Source organism: Paraburkholderia oxyphila NBRC 105797 (assembly GCF_000685075.1).
GTDB classification, from domain to species: Bacteria; Pseudomonadota; Gammaproteobacteria; order Burkholderiales; family Burkholderiaceae; genus Paraburkholderia; species Paraburkholderia oxyphila.
The window spans coordinates 219,612-234,728 of the sequence record NZ_BAYD01000003.1; the positions used below are offsets into that span (position 1 = coordinate 219,612).

The 15,117-nt window shown below is 66.3% G+C and carries 16 protein-coding genes; 4 read left to right on the forward strand and 12 right to left on the reverse strand.

Annotated features, from left to right (window positions below):
• The first annotated feature begins 15 nt into the window (after positions 1–15).
• Positions 16–516 carry a CinA family protein gene (locus tag BO1_RS02610; protein ID WP_028216217.1) on the forward strand — a complete coding sequence of 167 codons (501 nt, stop codon included), beginning with the start codon at positions 16–18 and terminating at the stop codon, positions 514–516.
• A 100-nt stretch (positions 517–616) separates the two neighbouring features.
• Positions 617–1,183: a cupin domain-containing protein gene (locus BO1_RS02615; protein ID WP_043283569.1), complete on the forward strand. Its 567-nt coding sequence runs from the start codon at positions 617–619 to the stop codon at positions 1,181–1,183.
• A gap of 553 nt (positions 1,184–1,736) precedes the next feature.
• Here BO1_RS02615 and pyrF read toward each other — a convergent pair.
• The 11 genes from pyrF to BO1_RS02670 form a co-directional block, all read right to left on the reverse strand.
• Positions 1,737–2,552, reverse strand: a complete 816-nt coding sequence (pyrF, locus tag BO1_RS02620; protein WP_028216219.1) for an orotidine-5'-phosphate decarboxylase — start codon at positions 2,550–2,552, stop codon at positions 1,737–1,739.
• 45 nt (positions 2,553–2,597) lie between these two features.
• Entirely contained in the window at positions 2,598–3,794 is a 1,197-nt protein-coding gene (locus tag BO1_RS49400) for an aldose 1-epimerase (protein ID WP_084687739.1), read from the reverse strand.
• 341 nt (positions 3,795–4,135) lie between these two features.
• A complete protein-coding gene (locus tag BO1_RS02630) occupies positions 4,136–5,071 on the reverse strand; it encodes an SMP-30/gluconolactonase/LRE family protein (protein WP_043283571.1) in 936 nt (311 codons plus the stop codon).
• The gene (locus BO1_RS02635) at positions 5,068–5,907 is read right to left on the reverse strand and encodes an SDR family NAD(P)-dependent oxidoreductase (protein ID WP_043283623.1); all 840 of its coding nucleotides are present in this window, start codon (positions 5,905–5,907) and stop codon (positions 5,068–5,070) included. The genes BO1_RS02630 and BO1_RS02635 overlap by 4 nt, the downstream gene beginning before the upstream one ends.
• 19 nt (positions 5,908–5,926) lie before the next feature.
• Positions 5,927–6,964, reverse strand: a complete 1,038-nt coding sequence (araH, locus tag BO1_RS02640) for an L-arabinose ABC transporter permease AraH (protein ID WP_028216222.1) — start codon at positions 6,962–6,964, stop codon at positions 5,927–5,929.
• Between the two features lie 23 nt (positions 6,965–6,987).
• The gene (gene araG, locus BO1_RS02645; protein WP_028216223.1) at positions 6,988–8,499 is read right to left on the reverse strand and encodes an L-arabinose ABC transporter ATP-binding protein AraG; all 1,512 of its coding nucleotides are present in this window, start codon (positions 8,497–8,499) and stop codon (positions 6,988–6,990) included.
• Positions 8,500–8,612: 113 nt separating this feature from the next.
• Positions 8,613–9,614: an arabinose ABC transporter substrate-binding protein gene (locus BO1_RS02650; RefSeq protein ID WP_028216224.1), complete on the reverse strand. Its 1,002-nt coding sequence runs from the start codon at positions 9,612–9,614 to the stop codon at positions 8,613–8,615.
• Between the two features lie 220 nt (positions 9,615–9,834).
• Positions 9,835–10,614 carry an SDR family oxidoreductase gene (locus BO1_RS02655; RefSeq protein WP_028216225.1) on the reverse strand — a complete coding sequence of 260 codons (780 nt, stop codon included), beginning with the start codon at positions 10,612–10,614 and terminating at the stop codon, positions 9,835–9,837.
• A complete protein-coding gene (locus BO1_RS02660; protein ID WP_028216226.1) occupies positions 10,611–11,309 on the reverse strand; it encodes a 2-dehydro-3-deoxy-6-phosphogalactonate aldolase in 699 nt (232 codons plus the stop codon). The genes BO1_RS02655 and BO1_RS02660 overlap by 4 nt, the downstream gene beginning before the upstream one ends.
• Positions 11,310–11,369: 60 nt before the next feature.
• Entirely contained in the window at positions 11,370–12,446 is a 1,077-nt protein-coding gene (locus tag BO1_RS02665) for a 2-dehydro-3-deoxygalactonokinase (protein WP_028216227.1), read from the reverse strand.
• Entirely contained in the window at positions 12,443–13,417 is a 975-nt protein-coding gene (locus BO1_RS02670; protein WP_028216228.1) for an IclR family transcriptional regulator, read from the reverse strand. Before BO1_RS02670 ends, BO1_RS02665 begins: the two co-directional genes overlap by 4 nt.
• 478 nt (positions 13,418–13,895) lie before the next feature.
• Here BO1_RS02670 and BO1_RS02675 point away from each other — a divergent pair, with 478 nt between their 5' ends.
• Positions 13,896–14,246, forward strand: coding sequence for a type II toxin-antitoxin system RelE/ParE family toxin (locus BO1_RS02675; protein ID WP_407669892.1), 351 nt, complete (start codon positions 13,896–13,898; stop codon positions 14,244–14,246).
• The gene (locus BO1_RS49405; protein ID WP_043283573.1) at positions 14,243–14,563 is read left to right on the forward strand and encodes a helix-turn-helix domain-containing protein; all 321 of its coding nucleotides are present in this window, start codon (positions 14,243–14,245) and stop codon (positions 14,561–14,563) included. The genes BO1_RS02675 and BO1_RS49405 overlap by 4 nt, the downstream gene beginning before the upstream one ends.
• Positions 14,564–14,631: 68 nt before the next feature.
• Here BO1_RS49405 and BO1_RS02685 read toward each other — a convergent pair whose 3' ends face one another.
• Positions 14,632–15,021 (reverse strand): RidA family protein, encoded by a 390-nt coding sequence (locus BO1_RS02685; RefSeq protein WP_028216230.1) that lies wholly within the window; start codon positions 15,019–15,021, stop codon positions 14,632–14,634.
• Between the last annotated feature and the right edge of the window lie 96 nt (positions 15,022–15,117).

Below are 15,117 nucleotides of genomic sequence, written 5' to 3' on the forward strand. Positions count from 1 at the left end.
CACGGACACTCACCCATGCCTACCGATTCGGTCGTTCACCAACTCGCCATCCGCGCGGGCAACAAACTGCGCGACGCCCGGCTCATGCTCGCCACCGCCGAGTCCTGCACCGGCGGCATGGTCGCTACCGCCATCACCGACATTTCGGGCAGCAGCGGCTGGTTCGAACGCGGCTTCGTCACGTATTCGAACCAGGCGAAGACGGAGATGATCGGCGTGCCCGCCGATCTCATCGAAAAGCACGGCGCGGTGAGCGAGCCGGTCGCGCGCGCCATGGCCGAAGGTGCGCTGCGCAACAGCCGGGCACAAATTTCGCTCGCCATCACGGGCGTGGCCGGCCCAGGCGGCGGCACACCGGAAAAGCCGGTGGGCATGGTGTCGTTTGGCTGGAGCAACCGGCTGCACACCAGCGTCGAGACGCTGGTCTTCAAGGGCGACCGGGAGCAGATCCGTGTGCAGGCCGCCGTGCACGCGCTGCGCGGGCTGCTGGCACTGATCGACGAAAAGGAACGCTGAGGACGTCTGGCCTCCTCGAACGCCGGACGTCCGGAGATGACCTACCCTACCGGAACCCGACAGCTTCGTGCGATCGACAAGGACCAGGAGGCCCGAATCCATGACCACTGCGAAGTCAACCGAGCCGGCGAGCGCCGGCGGCCCCGTCGACGAGCTGATCCGCCGCTTCGGGCTCGAACCCCATCCTGAAGGCGGCTACTACAGCGAGACCTACCGTTCGGACAAGCTGATCCGCCGCGACGGCGCGCCGGCCACCGACGGGGCGCGCACCGCCTCGACCGCCATCTACTTCCTCCTCGCGAACGGCGCCTATTCGGCCTGGCACCGCATCCGGTCGGACGAACTGTGGCACTTCTACGCGGGCTCGCCCATCGAGATCCATTCGATCGATGAGCGTGGCGTGCTTTCCACGCGCAAGCTCGGCCATGCGCTCGACCATCCAGGCACGGTTTTTCAGGCGGTGGTGCCCGCGGGACACTGGTTCGCGGCGCGCTGCTGCGATCCGTCCACGTATGCGCTCGTGGGCTGCACGGTAGCGCCGGGGTTCGAGTTCAGCGAATTCGAGATTGCGGATGTGAATGCGCTGGCCGAAAAGTATCCGCTGCATCGGGCGATCATCGAGCTATTCGGCAAGCCGGCCATGGTCGCGGCCGCGAAGAAGGACTGAGCGCTCCGCTTCGGGAGCATGAGTGGCCTTGCCGCCACGCCCGTTCGAACACCGTCCACAAAAAAGAAGCGGCGCTCCAACCCGAGGACGCGCCGCAAAAGCCCTGCCAAATGCGGATGGTCGCGCCGACCGTCCGCGCACGCTCCCTACAGCGTGTTCCGTCGAACCGCCGCCTGACAGGCGGCGATCTCCATTCGTCGATTGAAAACGAAATGTTTGCCTGACTGAATTGCCCGCTCGCCGAAGCGAGCAAAGGCAACCCGTGCGCTGACTGCCGTGCCGGGCGCCTACCCATGCCCGCAGCAGAACCGCGATGGGTAAGCGTAGGAAATTCGGAGTCCTTCCTACAGCTCGTCAGCGATTACTACGGATATTACTGATGGAATGTCGGAGGTCGAATAGGAATTCTCTTAATTATTTAAGAGAAACAAGGAAATATCTTAATTTTGACGCGAGGAGACAGATACCAATCTGAACGTCTCCGGCCGCGCGATTCACGTCGACCTGAGACATTCAAGCGGTCCGGCGCGATGTGCGCCGGACCGCTCCCGCATCAGCGATACGCGTTGATCTTGTCGCGCGTCTGTTCAGCTGCCTTTGCCGCCGCCTGCGCATAATCCTCGTCCTTGCTCGCATAGATGATTGCGCGCGACGAGTTAATCAGCATGCCCGTGCCGTTGGCCGTGCGGCCGGCCTTCACGGTTGCCTCGACATCGCCGCCTTGCGCGCCAATGCCCGGAATCAGCAGCGGCATGTCGCCGACGAGCGCCCGCACCGTCTCGATTTCCTTCGGAAACGTCGCGCCCACCACGAGCCCGAGCTCACCGCTCGCATTCCACTTCTGCGCCGCGAGCGACGCCACGACCTGATAGAGCGGCTTGCCGTCGGTGGTCAGGAACTGCAGGTCGGAGCCGCCGGGGTTCGACGTGCGGCACAGCACGATCACGCCCTTGCCCTTGTGCGCGAGCCACGGCTCGATGGAGTCGTAGCCCATGTAGGGGTTGACCGTCACGGCGTCGGCCTTGAAGCGCTCGAAGGCTTCGCGCGCGTACTGCTCCGCGGTGCTGCCGATGTCGCCGCGCTTGGCGTCGAGGATCACGGGCAAGCCCGGATGCTTGTCGTGGATATGCGCGATCAGCGCTTCGAGCTGGTCTTCGGCGCGGTGCGCGGCGAAGTAGGCAATCTGCGGCTTGAACGAGCACGCATAGGGCGCCGTGGCGTCGACGATGTCGCGACAGAACTCGAAGATCGCGTCGCTGCGGCCCGCCAGCGCGGCCGGGAATTTCGTGGGCTCGGGGTCGAGGCCGACGCACAGCAGCGAGCCGGTGCGCTGCCAGGCGGCGTCGAGGGTCTGGATGAAGGAGGTCATGATGAAAACTCGCGGCGAGCCGTTGAAAGGAAAACGGCGCGTATTTTACCCGGCTTGGGAAGCACTGCCGCGCCGCGGCGCCCGTCGCCGCACGCCACGTGTGCCCTGGCGGTGCGGATTCGCCGCCGCGCGCATGTCCATGCGCTCGACCGTGAAGCTGAACGTGCGCACGAGCCGCTCGCCGTGGCCAAGCACGGTCATGCCGTGCGCCCCGCCGCCGCCTTCGAGATTGACCGCGTTGATCGGATGATCGACCGGCTCGAAACAGAAGAAGCGCTCGCCAGGCGGCGTGTAGAGCACGTAGTAGTCGGTGTTCGCGCAGATCGAGAGCGAGAGCCGGCGCCGCTCCCAAACCACGGCCGCGCGGCCGCTCCAGCCGCTGAAGGCGTGGTTCACCATCTGCGCCGGCAGCGGATACGCCACGCCGAACTGCCATGCGGGCGGCGCGGGCACGTGGCGCACCGGCAGCCAGTCGGCGCCCGAAAGCCACAGGCCGCTCGCCGGCGCCGAAAGCTCGGTGCTCGTGTCGCGCGCAAGGAACGGATGAACGCCAAGACCGAACGGCAGCGCCTCGCGCCCCGTGTTCTCCACTTCGAGCGTCATGACGAGCGTCGCGCCATCGAGTGCATAGGTCAGTTCGGCGCGATAGGCGTAAGGATCGCCGCCGCTATGATCGAGCACGAGGCGCACGCGTTCGCGATCGGCTTCTTCGACGGCCCAGTGCGCGAGCCACCCATCGCCATGGATCGGCAGCGGCTCGCTCGCCCGGTTACGCGGCACTTCGACGTCGCGTCCACCAAAGTGAAAGCGCCCCTCGCCGATCCGGTTCGAATACGGCAGCAGCGGGTAGCAGGCGAGCTCGTTCGGATCCATGCGCGCGCTCACGCGCTCGCAGCGTCGAAACACCGGCTCGAGCGCCCCCTCGCTGCGCCAGTCGAAACGCGTGATGCCGCCGCCCAGTTGGGGCGCGACGTCGAGTCTCAAATACGCGTTCGCGAGCGTCACGCAGGACACGTCGCTCGTCCCCGCCGCGCCGATCGCCACCGCCGAAGTACTCGGCCCCGCCATGACGGGATGGGTGGCGGCCTCGAGGCGCGCGCGCCGCGCGGCGGCGGGTGAAGCCGCCGATACAGCCGATGCAGCCGATGCGGATGAGGCGCCAGACGGTACGCTCGCCGCGCTCGCGGCTGGGTTCAGGGTGGAACGGGGGGATCGACGCACAGCGGAATTCGCGACACTCATGAAATGCTCCTGGAGAGGCATGTTCGATTGCCGCCGCAACAGGCGGCTCACCGGTGGCCTGTCGGCGTTGTGCTCGCTCATGGTGATGGCTGTGCACAGGCCAGCGGCCGCTTCTTGTGTTCGCCCTTCTCTTCCTGGTCGTTCTGGCCGCCCTGGTCATCACGGGCAAGGCCGACTGCGCACTTCCGATGGACTGCATCTGTTGCCGAACTACAACGACTTTGCGTGCGCACGCGGGTGGGTGATCTCCACCGCGGCTCGCGCCGCCGCCGATGGCCACGCGCGCACGCCACCTTGCGAAACGATTGCAAGACCCTTCATGCAACGTTTAGTGCACCGCATCAATTGCGCCGATGCCCCTGAAACAGCGGTTCGGCAAGGCCCACGCGGCCGACTCGGACTGCAAAGACGCCGCCGGCATGCGGTTCGTGCGCGAGCATGGCCTCCTCCATTTCGGCCCGCGCGCTCGTCACATAGAGCGTGTCCAGCAGCGCACCGCCGAGCGTAACGCAGCTTGGCTGCGCTGTGGGAATCTTTACGCGCTCGGTTTCCCTGCCATCGGCGCCGTAGCGCACCACGCGCTCGCCGCCCCATTGCGCGTTCCACAGGCCGCCTTCGGCATCGACGGTCGAGCCGTCCGGCACGCCGGTCTCATCGGTCAGCACGACGAAGGTGCGTTCGTTTGCAATCGTTCCATCCGCGCCATAGTCGCATGCGCATATCTCGCGCGTGAGCGAATCGCAGTAATACATGGTCGAGCCGTCCGGGCTGAACGCGATGCTGTTCGAGATCGCGGGCGCGGGCAGCGGCAGGCGCTCGAGCGTGAGATCGTGATTGAGGCGGTAGAAGCCGCCGATCGCCTGCATCGGCGCGCCTTCGTACTTCGTGCCGAACACGAAGCGGCCCTGGCGATCGCAACGCCCGTCATTGAGGCGCGTGGGCACGCCCGGCTCGACCTCGACGATGGTGTCGATCGCGCGCGTTTCCAGGTCGAAGAAGGCGAGCCGCGATTCGAGGCCCAGCAGCAGCGTGCGTTCGTCCTCGCACAGCGCGAAGCACGCGAGGCGCTCCGGCATGTCCCAGCTCACGTGCTTGGCGTCGCGTGCGTCGTAGCGAGACAGGCGCTTGCCTTCGATATCGACCCAGTAGAGCCGGCCGCTGCGCGCGCACCATGTCGCGCCTTCGCCCAGCTCGCATTTCGCGTGCACGAGCAGTTCGGCCACCGCTTCGTCCGCGGACTTGTCCGCCGCACCTTTTTCAGAAGCGCCGTTCGTCATGCCCAGCCTCCGTCCACCACGATGTCCTGTGACGTGATCATGCGGCTGTCGTCGGCCGCGAGAAAGAGCGCCATGCGCGCGAGGTCCGCGGGCAGCAGCTCGGCGTCGATGCACTGGCCGCGCTTGATGGCTTCGCGGCCCTCGTCGTCGAGCCACAGGCGACGCTGCTTCTCCGTCATCACCCAGCCCGGGACGAGCGAGTTCACACGGATGCCGTAGCGTCCGAGGTCCTTCGCGAGCCCGCGCGTGAGGCCCTGCACTGCCGCTTTGCTCATCGTGTAGACCGGCATTTCAGGCTGCTTGAGCATCCAGCTGATCGAGCCCAAATTGATGATCGAGCCCGCACGCGCGGCTTTCATGTCCTCGGCCACGGCCTGCGCCGCGAACAGCTGATGCCGCAAGTTCACGGCAACGCCTGCGTCGAACGACTCGGGTGTGACTTCCGCCAGCGTGTGGCGGCGGTCGTTCGCGGCGTTGTTCACGAGCACTCCGATGGCCCCGAGTGCCGCCTTCAGGTCCGCGATGGCGGCGCGCAACGAAGCAATGTCGGTGAGATCGCACGACACGAACACGGGCTTGTGCCGCGAGTCCCCGAGCGAATCGGCAAGCGCCGTGCCCGCGCTCGTGTCGATGTCGAGAAAGCCGACGCGCGCGCCCTGCGCGGCGAAGTGCTCGACGAACGACGCGCCAATGCCGGTCGCGCCGCCCGTGATGAGGACGACACGGTCCACAAGGCTCGGATAGCGCGCGAAGCTCTCGTGCGCGTGGCGCGCGTTTGCGTCGGCAGATGTGGCAGGTGTAGCTGGTGTAGCTGGTGTATTGGCGGACGACGACATCGTCAAAGGCTCCTCATCTTCAATCGCGCGCACCGCGGTTCTTCAACTGGTCGAGCAGCACCGCCGCAAGCAGGATCGCGCCACGCACGAGGTACTGATAGAACGCGTCGATGTTGAGCAGGTTCATCACGTTCTCGACCGTGCCCATGATGAGCACGCCGATCACGACGCCCGAGATCGTCGCGCGTCCGCCCAACAGCGAGACGCCGCCCAGCACGCATGCGGAAATCACGTTCAGCTCGAAGCCTTCGGCGGCGTTCGGCTGGCCCGAGGTGATACGCGAGGCGAGGATGACCCCTGCGAGCGCCGTCACCGCGCCCTGGATCAGGAAGATCCACACGCGCGTGCGTTCGACCTTGATGCCGGCGAGGCGCGAGGCTTCCGGATTGCCGCCAATCGCAAGCGTGTTGCGCCCATACACGGTCTGATTGAGCATCACGCCGAACACGATGAAGCAGACGAGCGTGACCCAGATCGGCAACTGCACGCCGAAGAACGACGCCGTGCCCATGGCAATGAAGGTATCCGAGGACACGCCCACCGCCTGGCCATGCGAGACGATGAAGCCGAGCCCGCGCACGATCTCCATGGTGGCGAGCGTGGTGATCAGCGCATTGATGCGCAGATACGCGATCACCGCGCCATTCACGAAGCCGATCGCGGCGCCCGCGGCTACCGCGGCGACGATCGCAATGAAGGTGTTGTTCGTGGCGTTGAGCACCATCGCGCAGAGCACGCCCGCGAAGGCGACCGTCGAGCCCACGGAAAGGTCGAAGTCGCGTGAGGCGAGGCAGAACATCATCGTGCAGGCCACCATGCCGATCTGCGAGATCGACAGCGCGAGGCCGAGCATGTTCTCGATCGAGAAGAAGTGGTCGACCGTCAGCGACATCGTGATGAACATGATCGCGAAGATCACGATGAGGCTGTAATCGGTGATCTGCTGCCACCACTTCTGCTTGTCGCTGCTCTTGGGAATCAGCGCGTCGGCGGCGCTTTGCGCCACGCTCTTCGCTGCATCGGCGGCGTCGGCCGCCAGGTTCTCTCTGGCTTGCATTTCAGTCACTCCTCCCCGTCCACTCATGCGGCTCTCGCCTGCGCGCCTTGCGGCAGCGCGAGGTCCAGCACCGCGTGTTCGTTCGCCGCGCTGCGCGGCAACTCTCCGGAAATCCGGCCTTCGCGCATCACCACGATGCGGTCGGACACGCCGAGCACCTCCGGCAATTCCGATGACACCATCACGATCGCGCAGCCGCGCGCGGCGAGCTGGTAGATCACGTTATAGATCTCATGTTTCGCACCGACGTCGATGCCGCGCGTGGGCTCGTCGAGAATCACCACCTTCAGATCGGGCTCCGCGAGCCAGCGCGAAAGAATGGCCTTCTGCTGGTTGCCGCCCGAGAGAAAGCGGATCTTCTGGCGGCGGCTCGGCGTCTTGATCTTCAGGAGCTTGATGAAGCGGTCGGCCGTCTCGGCCTCTTTCTTGCGGTCGAGAAACATGCCGGCGCGCAGGAAATGGCGGCGGCAGCTGATATTGATGTTCTCCGAGACCGTTGCCATCGCGACGATGCCTTGCTCCTTGCGGTCTTCCGGGCACAGCACGATGCCCTGGCGAATCGCGTCGCTGGCGCTCTTCACGCGAATCGGCTTGCCATCGAGCTCGATTGCACCCGCGCGCCGCTTGTGCGTGCCGTAGATCAGCTGCATGAGCTCGCTGCGACCCGCGCCCACGAGCCCGAAGAAGCCGACGATCTCGCCCGCCTTCACCTCGAAGCTCGCCGGCTGCGCGAGCGGTTGCCCCTCTACGCCATGCACCGCGAAGCGCACCCTGCCATGCTCGCGCGGCGAATAGTTGTAGATGTCGCTGATCTCGCGCCCCACCATTTCGGCCACGAGTGTCGCGCGCTTCACCTCGGCGAGCTGCTCGTGCGAGGCGATCTTGCGGCCGTCGCGAAAGATCGTGCAGGCGTTGCAGAGCTCGTAGATCTCGTCCATGCGGTGCGAGATGTAGATGAGCGCGCGGTTGTCGGCGCGCAGCTCGCGCACGAGCTTGAACAGCACGTCGGTCTCGCGGTGCGAGAGCGAACTCGTGGGCTCGTCGAGCGCGATCACGCGCGCATTGCGCAGTAGCGCCTTGCAGATCTCCACCATCTGGCGCTGCGCGATGGAGAGCTTGCGCAGCTTCGCGGCGGGATCGAGATCCACGCCCATGGCGGCAAGGCGCTCGCGCACGAACTTGCGCGCTTCGCCGCGCCTCACCCAGCCGAAGGCATTGGGCAGCGCGCCCAGCAGCAGATTCTCCGCGACCGTGAGGTCGGGCACGTACTGCAGTTCCTGGTGAATCACGGCGATGCCCGCGCCGATCGACGCCGCGGCATCGGAGAAGCGCACCTCGTTGCCGTCCATCAGGATGCGGCCGGAATCGGGCTGGTACTCGCCGCCGAGTATCTTGAGCAGCGTCGATTTGCCCGCGCCGTTCTCGCCCATCAAGCCATGCACCTCGCCCGCGTGCACGTCGAACGACACGCCGTCGAGCGCGCGCACGCCGGGAAATACCTTGCCGATATTGTCAAAACGCAGTGTCGCTGACACTTCGGTTTCCTCTCATTCGATTCGCCGCACGCGGCCGGCGCGTTTCGCTCGCCGGCCGCCTTGCAGCGGGAAACACTTCAAACCACCGCTTTCACACGGCGCGCCTCGTGCCGTTACTTCGAGGCGAGCCCCATCTGCTCGCGCACCTGGTTCACGTTCTCGCGCGTGGCCAGCATCCCGGTCGTGAGCGTGAGCATCGGCGGCTCCTTGCCTTGCGTAATCCACGCGTACATCAGCTCCGAGGTTTCCTCGCCATGGCGCTTCGGGCTGATGATGACGGTGCCGTAGAAGCCCGTCGGCTCCGGCTTCTTGAACTCGTTCAGCGCCGAGTCCGAACCGCCGATGCCGATGCCGATCATGTTGTCGGCCTTGAAGCCGCGGCCTTCGGCTGCGCGCACGGCGCCCAGCACGGCTTCGTCGTTCAGGCCGTACGCCACCCAGTGCTTGAACTGCGGGTTCTTGGTGAGCGCGATGTTGGCGGCGTTGAAGGCGTTTTCCGTATCGGTCTTGGCCTGCGGCGCGGCAATGATGTTCGCATTCGGGAAGCCCGCGGCCACGAGCGCGTCGGTCGCGCCCGTAGTGCGATCGTGCGCCGTCGGCAACTGCTCGTAGGTCACGTCGATGGCCCCCACGTCCTTCATGTCCCAGCCGCGCTTCTTGATCTCGGCGGCAATGCCGTCACCCACCTGCTTGCCGATGTTGTAGGCGGAAATGCCCATGTGCGGCACCGCTTCGATCGGCTTGCCCGAGCCGTCGACTAGGCGGTCGTCGACGGTCATCATCTTGAGCTTGTCGGCCTTGGCCTTGGCGACGATGCCCGGCCCGAGCTTCACGTCAGGGGTGCAGATGATGAAGCCCTGAGCCTTCTGCGCGGCGAGGTTGTCGATCGCGCTCATGACCTTCTCGCCCGAAGGCGCACCGATCTTCACGAGCGTGAAGCCATCTTTCTTGGCGGCGATCTCGGCGAACTTCCATTCGTCCTGGAACCACGGCTCTTCGGGCTGCTTCACGAGAAAGCCGATCTTGACCTGGTCGGCGGCCTGGGCGACGGGTGCCTGGGCCAGCACGGCGGTTGTCGCGGCGGCCAACAGCGTGAGGAAAATCCTGCGTTGCATGGTGTCTGTCTCCTGTCTTCTTCAGTCACGGGAAGGTGGCGGCCGCTTTTTCTTCATCCGCCCGCGCGCGGCCAGCGCTGCTGCGAAGGTGCTGCGTTTGTTAGCCTGTCGACCAGAGTTGGCGCTTTAGTGCCTTACTCTGGTCCCATGCAGCTTGATCGCGCGTGCTGCTCTTGTCTTTGTCGCTTTCTTATTCTTTTGCACTGCTACTTAAACCGCCTCATTCGTGATGCAGCGCGCAGCGCCCGCCATCGATCGTGATGCAGCTCGCGTTGATGAACGGCGCCTCGTCCGACGCGAGGAACACGGCCGTCATCGCGACTTCCTGCGGGCGGCCGATGCGCTTCATCGGCGGCAGCTCGAGCGTCGCGCGGCGCGCCGCCTCGGGGTCGGGCTGCGCGTTCCACCAGTCGTGCGTGAGCTGCGTCTCGATGTAGCCCGGCGCGATCGCGTTCACGCGCACGTTCTTCGGCGCGTACTCGATGCCGAGCGCGCGCGTGAGGCCGATCACACCATGCTTGGCGACCGGGTACGGGAAGCAGCCCGGAATGATCTGGAACGCGTGCGTCGAGGCGATATTCACGATGCTGCCCGCGCGACGCTCGACCATCCCCGGCAGCACCGCGCGGCAGCCGTTCCAGACGCCGTCCAGATCGACAGCGAAGCAGCGGCGCCAGTCGTCGTCGGTCATCGTGAGCGGGTCGGCGAACACGTTGATGCCGGCGTTGTTCACCAGCACGTCGACGGGGCCGAATACGCGCTCGGCCTCGACCACGGCGGCTTGCACCGAGGCGGCTTGCGTGACATCGGTCGGCACGGCGAGCGTGCATGCGCCCTCGAGCGTCTCCTCGATCTCGCACGCCGTCGCCTCGGCGCTCGCGCCGTCGAGCTCGGCGAGCACGACCGCCGCGCCCTCGGCCGCGAACGCGCGCGCGATCGCGGCGCCAATGCCGCGTCCCGCGCCGGTCACGAGCGCTACCTTGCCCGCCAGACGGTTCATGGCTTCGCTCCCTGCGCGCCCGGTGTCGCGCCTTGCGTGGCGCGCCATCCCGCGATGAACGCAAGCGCATTCGCGCGCGTTGCCGACACGTCCTGCCCCGGCTTGTAGAGCGCGGAGCCCAGACCGAACCCACTCGCACCCGCGGCCAGCTGCGGCCCCATGTTGTCCGGCTTCACGCCGCCCACGGGCAAGAGCGGCACGACGCCAGGAATGACCGCGCGCCACGCCCTGGTCACCGCCGGGCCCAGTTGCTCGGCGGGGAACATCTTGAGTGCGTCGGCGCCGCATTTGAGCGCCGCGAACGCTTCAGTCGGCGTCGCCACGCCCGGCACGCAGGCGAGGCCCTGCAGCCTGGCCGCGAGAATCACGTCGGTGTCCGCGTGCGGCATCACGATCAGCTCGCCGCCGGCGGCCTTCACGTCGCACACGCGCTGCGTCGTGAGCACGGTGCCCGCGCCGATCATGGCGTCGGCGGGCAGCGCCGCGCGCAGCGCCGCAATGCTCTCGAGCGGCGACGGCGAATTGAGCGGGACCTCGACGATCCTGAAACCCGCCTCGTAGAGCGCGCGGCCGTGGTCGGCGGCCTCGGCGGGTTTGATGCCGCGCACGATCGCGATCATCGGGCACGCACCGAACGCTGCCATGAAGCCCTTGTGAGGCGTGTACGGGGCGGGCAAATTCAATTCGGGTTCCATCGTGCTAGTCCTGTGGTTTGCGTTCTGTGCATTCCGCGTGTGCTGTGCACTTCGCGCCGTTCACGCCGTTTGGCCCGCGCCGACGACCAGGCCCGCGCGCACCGCGATGCGCCACAGGCCACGCTCGGTCGCCCGGTGCACGATCTGCGCACCGCCGCAGCCGAATTGCGCGAGCGCGAGGCGATAGCGCTCGCAGAGCGCGTCGGCGCCGATCAGCCGCGGCGCGCATGCCGCCAGCTCCACGTCGCGACGTGCGAGCACCGCTTCGAGCCCGGCCAGCTCGTGACCGATCAGGAGGCCCGAGAGGTAATCGGGCTGCTCGTCGGCGGCCAGTTGATCAGTGAGGCCGAGCGTGCGCGTGCTGAACGCGGTCGCGAGCACACCGGCGCAGCCGTGTTCGCGCGCCACCGTCACGCCGCGCAGAAACGCCGCCGTATCGGGCACGACGGGCCGCTTCATCGTGCGGCCGAGGATCGTGTGCGCCGTGAGCGCCGCGTAGACCTCGCCCGTCATGAAGGTGTAAAAGCGCGCAATGCTCGCCCCTTCCATCACCACCCATTTGGCGTGCGTGCCGGGCAGGCCGATCAGCGTTTGCGCCACCGCTTGTGTCTGTGCTTGCGCCGCCGGTCGACTCGCAGGCGCCGCGTGAGCACCGGCCTGCGCGCCAAGCGCACCGAAGATCTGCGTTTCCTCGCCGCGCATGACGTTGGGCAACGCGCCCGGCTCCAGCACGCCCGGCACGACGGCCAGCTCCACGCCACACGCCGCACGCACCTTCACGATGCTCGCCACGAGCGCGTCTTCGCTCGCGGGCGTTTCCACGTACGGCGCGCTCACCCAGCCCTGTGCGCTGCCGACCATGCCCGCCGCCAGCACCGGCAGCGCACTGCCCTGCGCGAGCCACACACCGCAGGCCTCGTCGAAAGCGGCGTCGAAGCCGCCCTCTTCGGCCGGCACCGGCAAGTTCATGATCCCGGCCGTCGAGATGCGCGTGTCGAGCACCTCGCCCGCCGCGTCGAACAGATACGCGCGCAGCGAAGTCGTGCCCCAGTCGAGACCGATGAGCACGGCGCGCTTCGCTTTGGCGGCATCCGGCTTGCCCCGTACGCCGTGCGCGGCTGTCGTGCGCGCGGTCATCGGCGAATCCTGCGCGCTGCGGGCTGCGGCACACGCCAGCCGAGTTCCTGCGAGATCGCACGCGCCTCGCGCTGCACGACCGGGATCAGCTCGTCCATGCGTTCAAGCGGCATGTAGGGAATCGTGCTCGCCACCGATAGCGCCGCCACGATCGCCCCCGACGCGTCGCGCACCGGCGCGGCCACGCAGCGGATCGAAATTTCGTTCTCCTCGAGATCGAACGTGTAGCCGCCGGCCGAGTACGTGGCCATGCGCTTGAGGAAAGTGTCGGGATCGAGGTTGTGATCGGGACGGAAGCTCACGCCCGCGAGCGCGCGCCGCGACGCCTCGAACAAGTCGCGCCAGGACTGCGGCGCGAGGTCGAGCATCATCGCCTTGCCGATGCCCGTGGATGCGAGCGGCATGCGGTGCCCGACGCGCGAGCGCATTTCGAGGCCGCGCTGGCCGGGGATCTTGTCGATGTAGAGCACGTCGTCGCCGTCGCGCACGCCCAGGTGGATCGTGTCGAGCGTCGCCTCGGCGAGCGCTTCGAGGTGCGTGCGCGCCACGGCCGTGAGCGGCATCTGCTCGAGCGCGATCGTGCCGAGCTCGATGAGCTTGGGCCCGAGCAGATAGCCGCCCTGCACCTGGCGCAGGTAGCGCGCCTGCACGAGGCTCGAGACGAGCCGGTGCGTGGTGCTGCGCGTCGTGCCGAGCACCGCGCCGAACGAGCGCAGATCGCGCACGCCGGCAGCGGCGGCTTCGAGGATGGCGAGGCCGCGCAACAGCGTCTGCGTGCCAGCTTGCGCCGAGCCGTCGAGCAGCGCGCCCGGCAGGCCGACGATCTCGTCGGCGCCGGAACGCGATTTGGCTTGCGGCTGCGGGCGGCCGGCGGCAGGCACCGCCTGAGCGGGCGCGGCGGATTCAGCGGCTGGCATGGCGTCGGCGCTCTCGAAGCGCTCGGCAAGATTCGGGGACATCGCTTTGTTCATGGCGAGGCCGATCAGAAGGACGGAAATAAGGGCACGGCGTCAAACGACAGCCAGCGGGCCATGGTTCGGAGAGCAAGCACGCGCTTTCGCGCTTGACGGCGGACGGCACGAGGCCGCGCACTTCGCAGGCTGGAACATGGCTGACGTCTCCGATTTTTGCCCGCTGCAGCGCGCGTCTTGCGCGAGCGTGGGCTTTTGTATGTGTGCAGCCGACTGCGCGTTGCGTGCTTGTCTGAAGCGCATGGCGCGTCATGTCGGATGGATCGGATTGTAGGGCGGTTTTTCCGCGATCTCCAATATGTGATTGCTCGTTCAAATATTGGGAATTTCACCCCTTGGCCGGATGGCTAACGGGGCCTGGAAATGCGTTGAGCGTTGATGTAATCGGGGGCGCAAAGCCACGTCCGTTCAGAAACTTGAGCCATATCACTCCCGGCGCGCGCCGGGTGGCTCAAACCTCTGGAGGGCATATAAAATTTTGTATAACATCAGCGATGTAAAGCCGTTGGAGTTTTGCGGCAGTGCGTTAGCCGATCTCAAGCGTTTTCCCGAGAAGGCGCGGCGCGAAGCGGGGCGTCAGCTGCGCCGCATCCAGCACGGGCTCGATCCGCACGACTGGAAACCCATGAATCCCGTGGGTCCTGGCGTGCGCGAGATTCGCATTCGCGACGAGCACGGTGCGTTTCGCGTGTTCTACGTGGCGCGCATTCGCCACGCCATCCACGTGCTGCACTGCTTCAGCAAGAAGACGGAAAAGACGGCGTTCACCGACCTTTCTCTCGCCAGGCAGCGTTACCGCGCGGCCCTGATACAGGAATCCGAACCGTGAAGATCCAGCAATTCGACAGTGTCTGGGACGCCATCGAAGACACGCCCGAAGCCGCGCAAAACATGACGCTGCGCAGCGACCTGATGATCGCACTCGAGGAATACATCAAGCGCAACAAGATGAGCCAGGCGCAGGCGGCCCAGCTTTTCGGCGTGACGCAGCCGCGCGTGTCCGATCTCGTGCGCGGCAAGATCGAGCTGTTCTCGCTCGACTCGCTCATCAACATGGCCGTCGCCGCCGGCATGAAGATCGAGCTGCGCATCACGCAAGGCACGCCGCGCGGCGGCGACGCGAATAAAAAAACGGCCGCCAGATAGCCCGGCAGCCGTTTTTCCACAGCATTCGCGAGGCGCTCACACGCCCCTGCGCCAATCAGGGCCAGCCTTTACTTCCCGGCCGGCGCCTTATAGGCGACGCAATCGACCTCGACCTTGCAGTCCACCACCATGCTCGACTGCACGCAGGCGCGCGCCGGCGGATGCTCGCCGAAGTATTCGCGGAACACCTTGTTGAACGACTGGAAGTCGCGCGCGTCGTCGAGCCACACGCCACAGCGCACTACGTGCTCCGCGCCGTAGCCGGCTTCCTTCAGGATGGCGAAAAGATTCTGGATGGCCTTGTGCGACTGCTCGACGATACCGCCGTTGATCACCTCGCCGCCTTCCATCGGCGTCTGGCCCGAGACGTACAGCCAGCCGTCGGCTTCCACCGCGCGCGCGAACGGCAGATGTTGTCCGCCCTGGCCCTTGCCGCCTTCCGCTCCAATTCGTTTCATCGTTTGCTCCTTTGAGTTCGTGCGGCGCATGCGGCTTCGCGACTGACGCAGGAAACCGCGCACGCCTGGGGTCGAAATAGTGTGTGCGTAAAAAAC

What these genes read in the sequence shown, in the direction of transcription:
- BO1_RS02610 (WP_028216217.1), top strand. Translation starts at nt 16, where the DNA reads ATGCCTACCGATTCGGTCGTTCACCAACTCGCCATCCGCGCGGGCAAC.
- BO1_RS02615 (WP_043283569.1), top strand. Translation starts at nt 617, where the DNA reads ATGACCACTGCGAAGTCAACCGAGCCGGCGAGCGCCGGCGGCCCCGTC.
- pyrF (WP_028216219.1), bottom strand. Translation starts at nt 2,552, where the DNA reads ATGACCTCCTTCATCCAGACCCTCGACGCCGCCTGGCAGCGCACCGGC.
- BO1_RS49400 (WP_084687739.1), bottom strand. Translation starts at nt 3,794, where the DNA reads ATGAGTGTCGCGAATTCCGCTGTGCGTCGATCCCCCCGTTCCACCCTG.
- BO1_RS02630 (WP_043283571.1), bottom strand. Translation starts at nt 5,071, where the DNA reads ATGACGAACGGCGCTTCTGAAAAAGGTGCGGCGGACAAGTCCGCGGAC.
- BO1_RS02635 (WP_043283623.1), bottom strand. Translation starts at nt 5,907, where the DNA reads ATGTCGTCGTCCGCCAATACACCAGCTACACCAGCTACACCTGCCACA.
- araH (WP_028216222.1), bottom strand. Translation starts at nt 6,964, where the DNA reads ATGCAAGCCAGAGAGAACCTGGCGGCCGACGCCGCCGATGCAGCGAAG.
- BO1_RS02650 (WP_028216224.1), bottom strand. Translation starts at nt 9,614, where the DNA reads ATGCAACGCAGGATTTTCCTCACGCTGTTGGCCGCCGCGACAACCGCC.
- BO1_RS02655 (WP_028216225.1), bottom strand. Translation starts at nt 10,614, where the DNA reads ATGAACCGTCTGGCGGGCAAGGTAGCGCTCGTGACCGGCGCGGGACGC.
- BO1_RS02660 (WP_028216226.1), bottom strand. Translation starts at nt 11,309, where the DNA reads ATGGAACCCGAATTGAATTTGCCCGCCCCGTACACGCCTCACAAGGGC.
- BO1_RS02665 (WP_028216227.1), bottom strand. Translation starts at nt 12,446, where the DNA reads ATGACCGCGCGCACGACAGCCGCGCACGGCGTACGGGGCAAGCCGGAT.
- BO1_RS02670 (WP_028216228.1), bottom strand. Translation starts at nt 13,417, where the DNA reads ATGAACAAAGCGATGTCCCCGAATCTTGCCGAGCGCTTCGAGAGCGCC.
- BO1_RS02685 (WP_028216230.1), bottom strand. Translation starts at nt 15,021, where the DNA reads ATGAAACGAATTGGAGCGGAAGGCGGCAAGGGCCAGGGCGGACAACAT.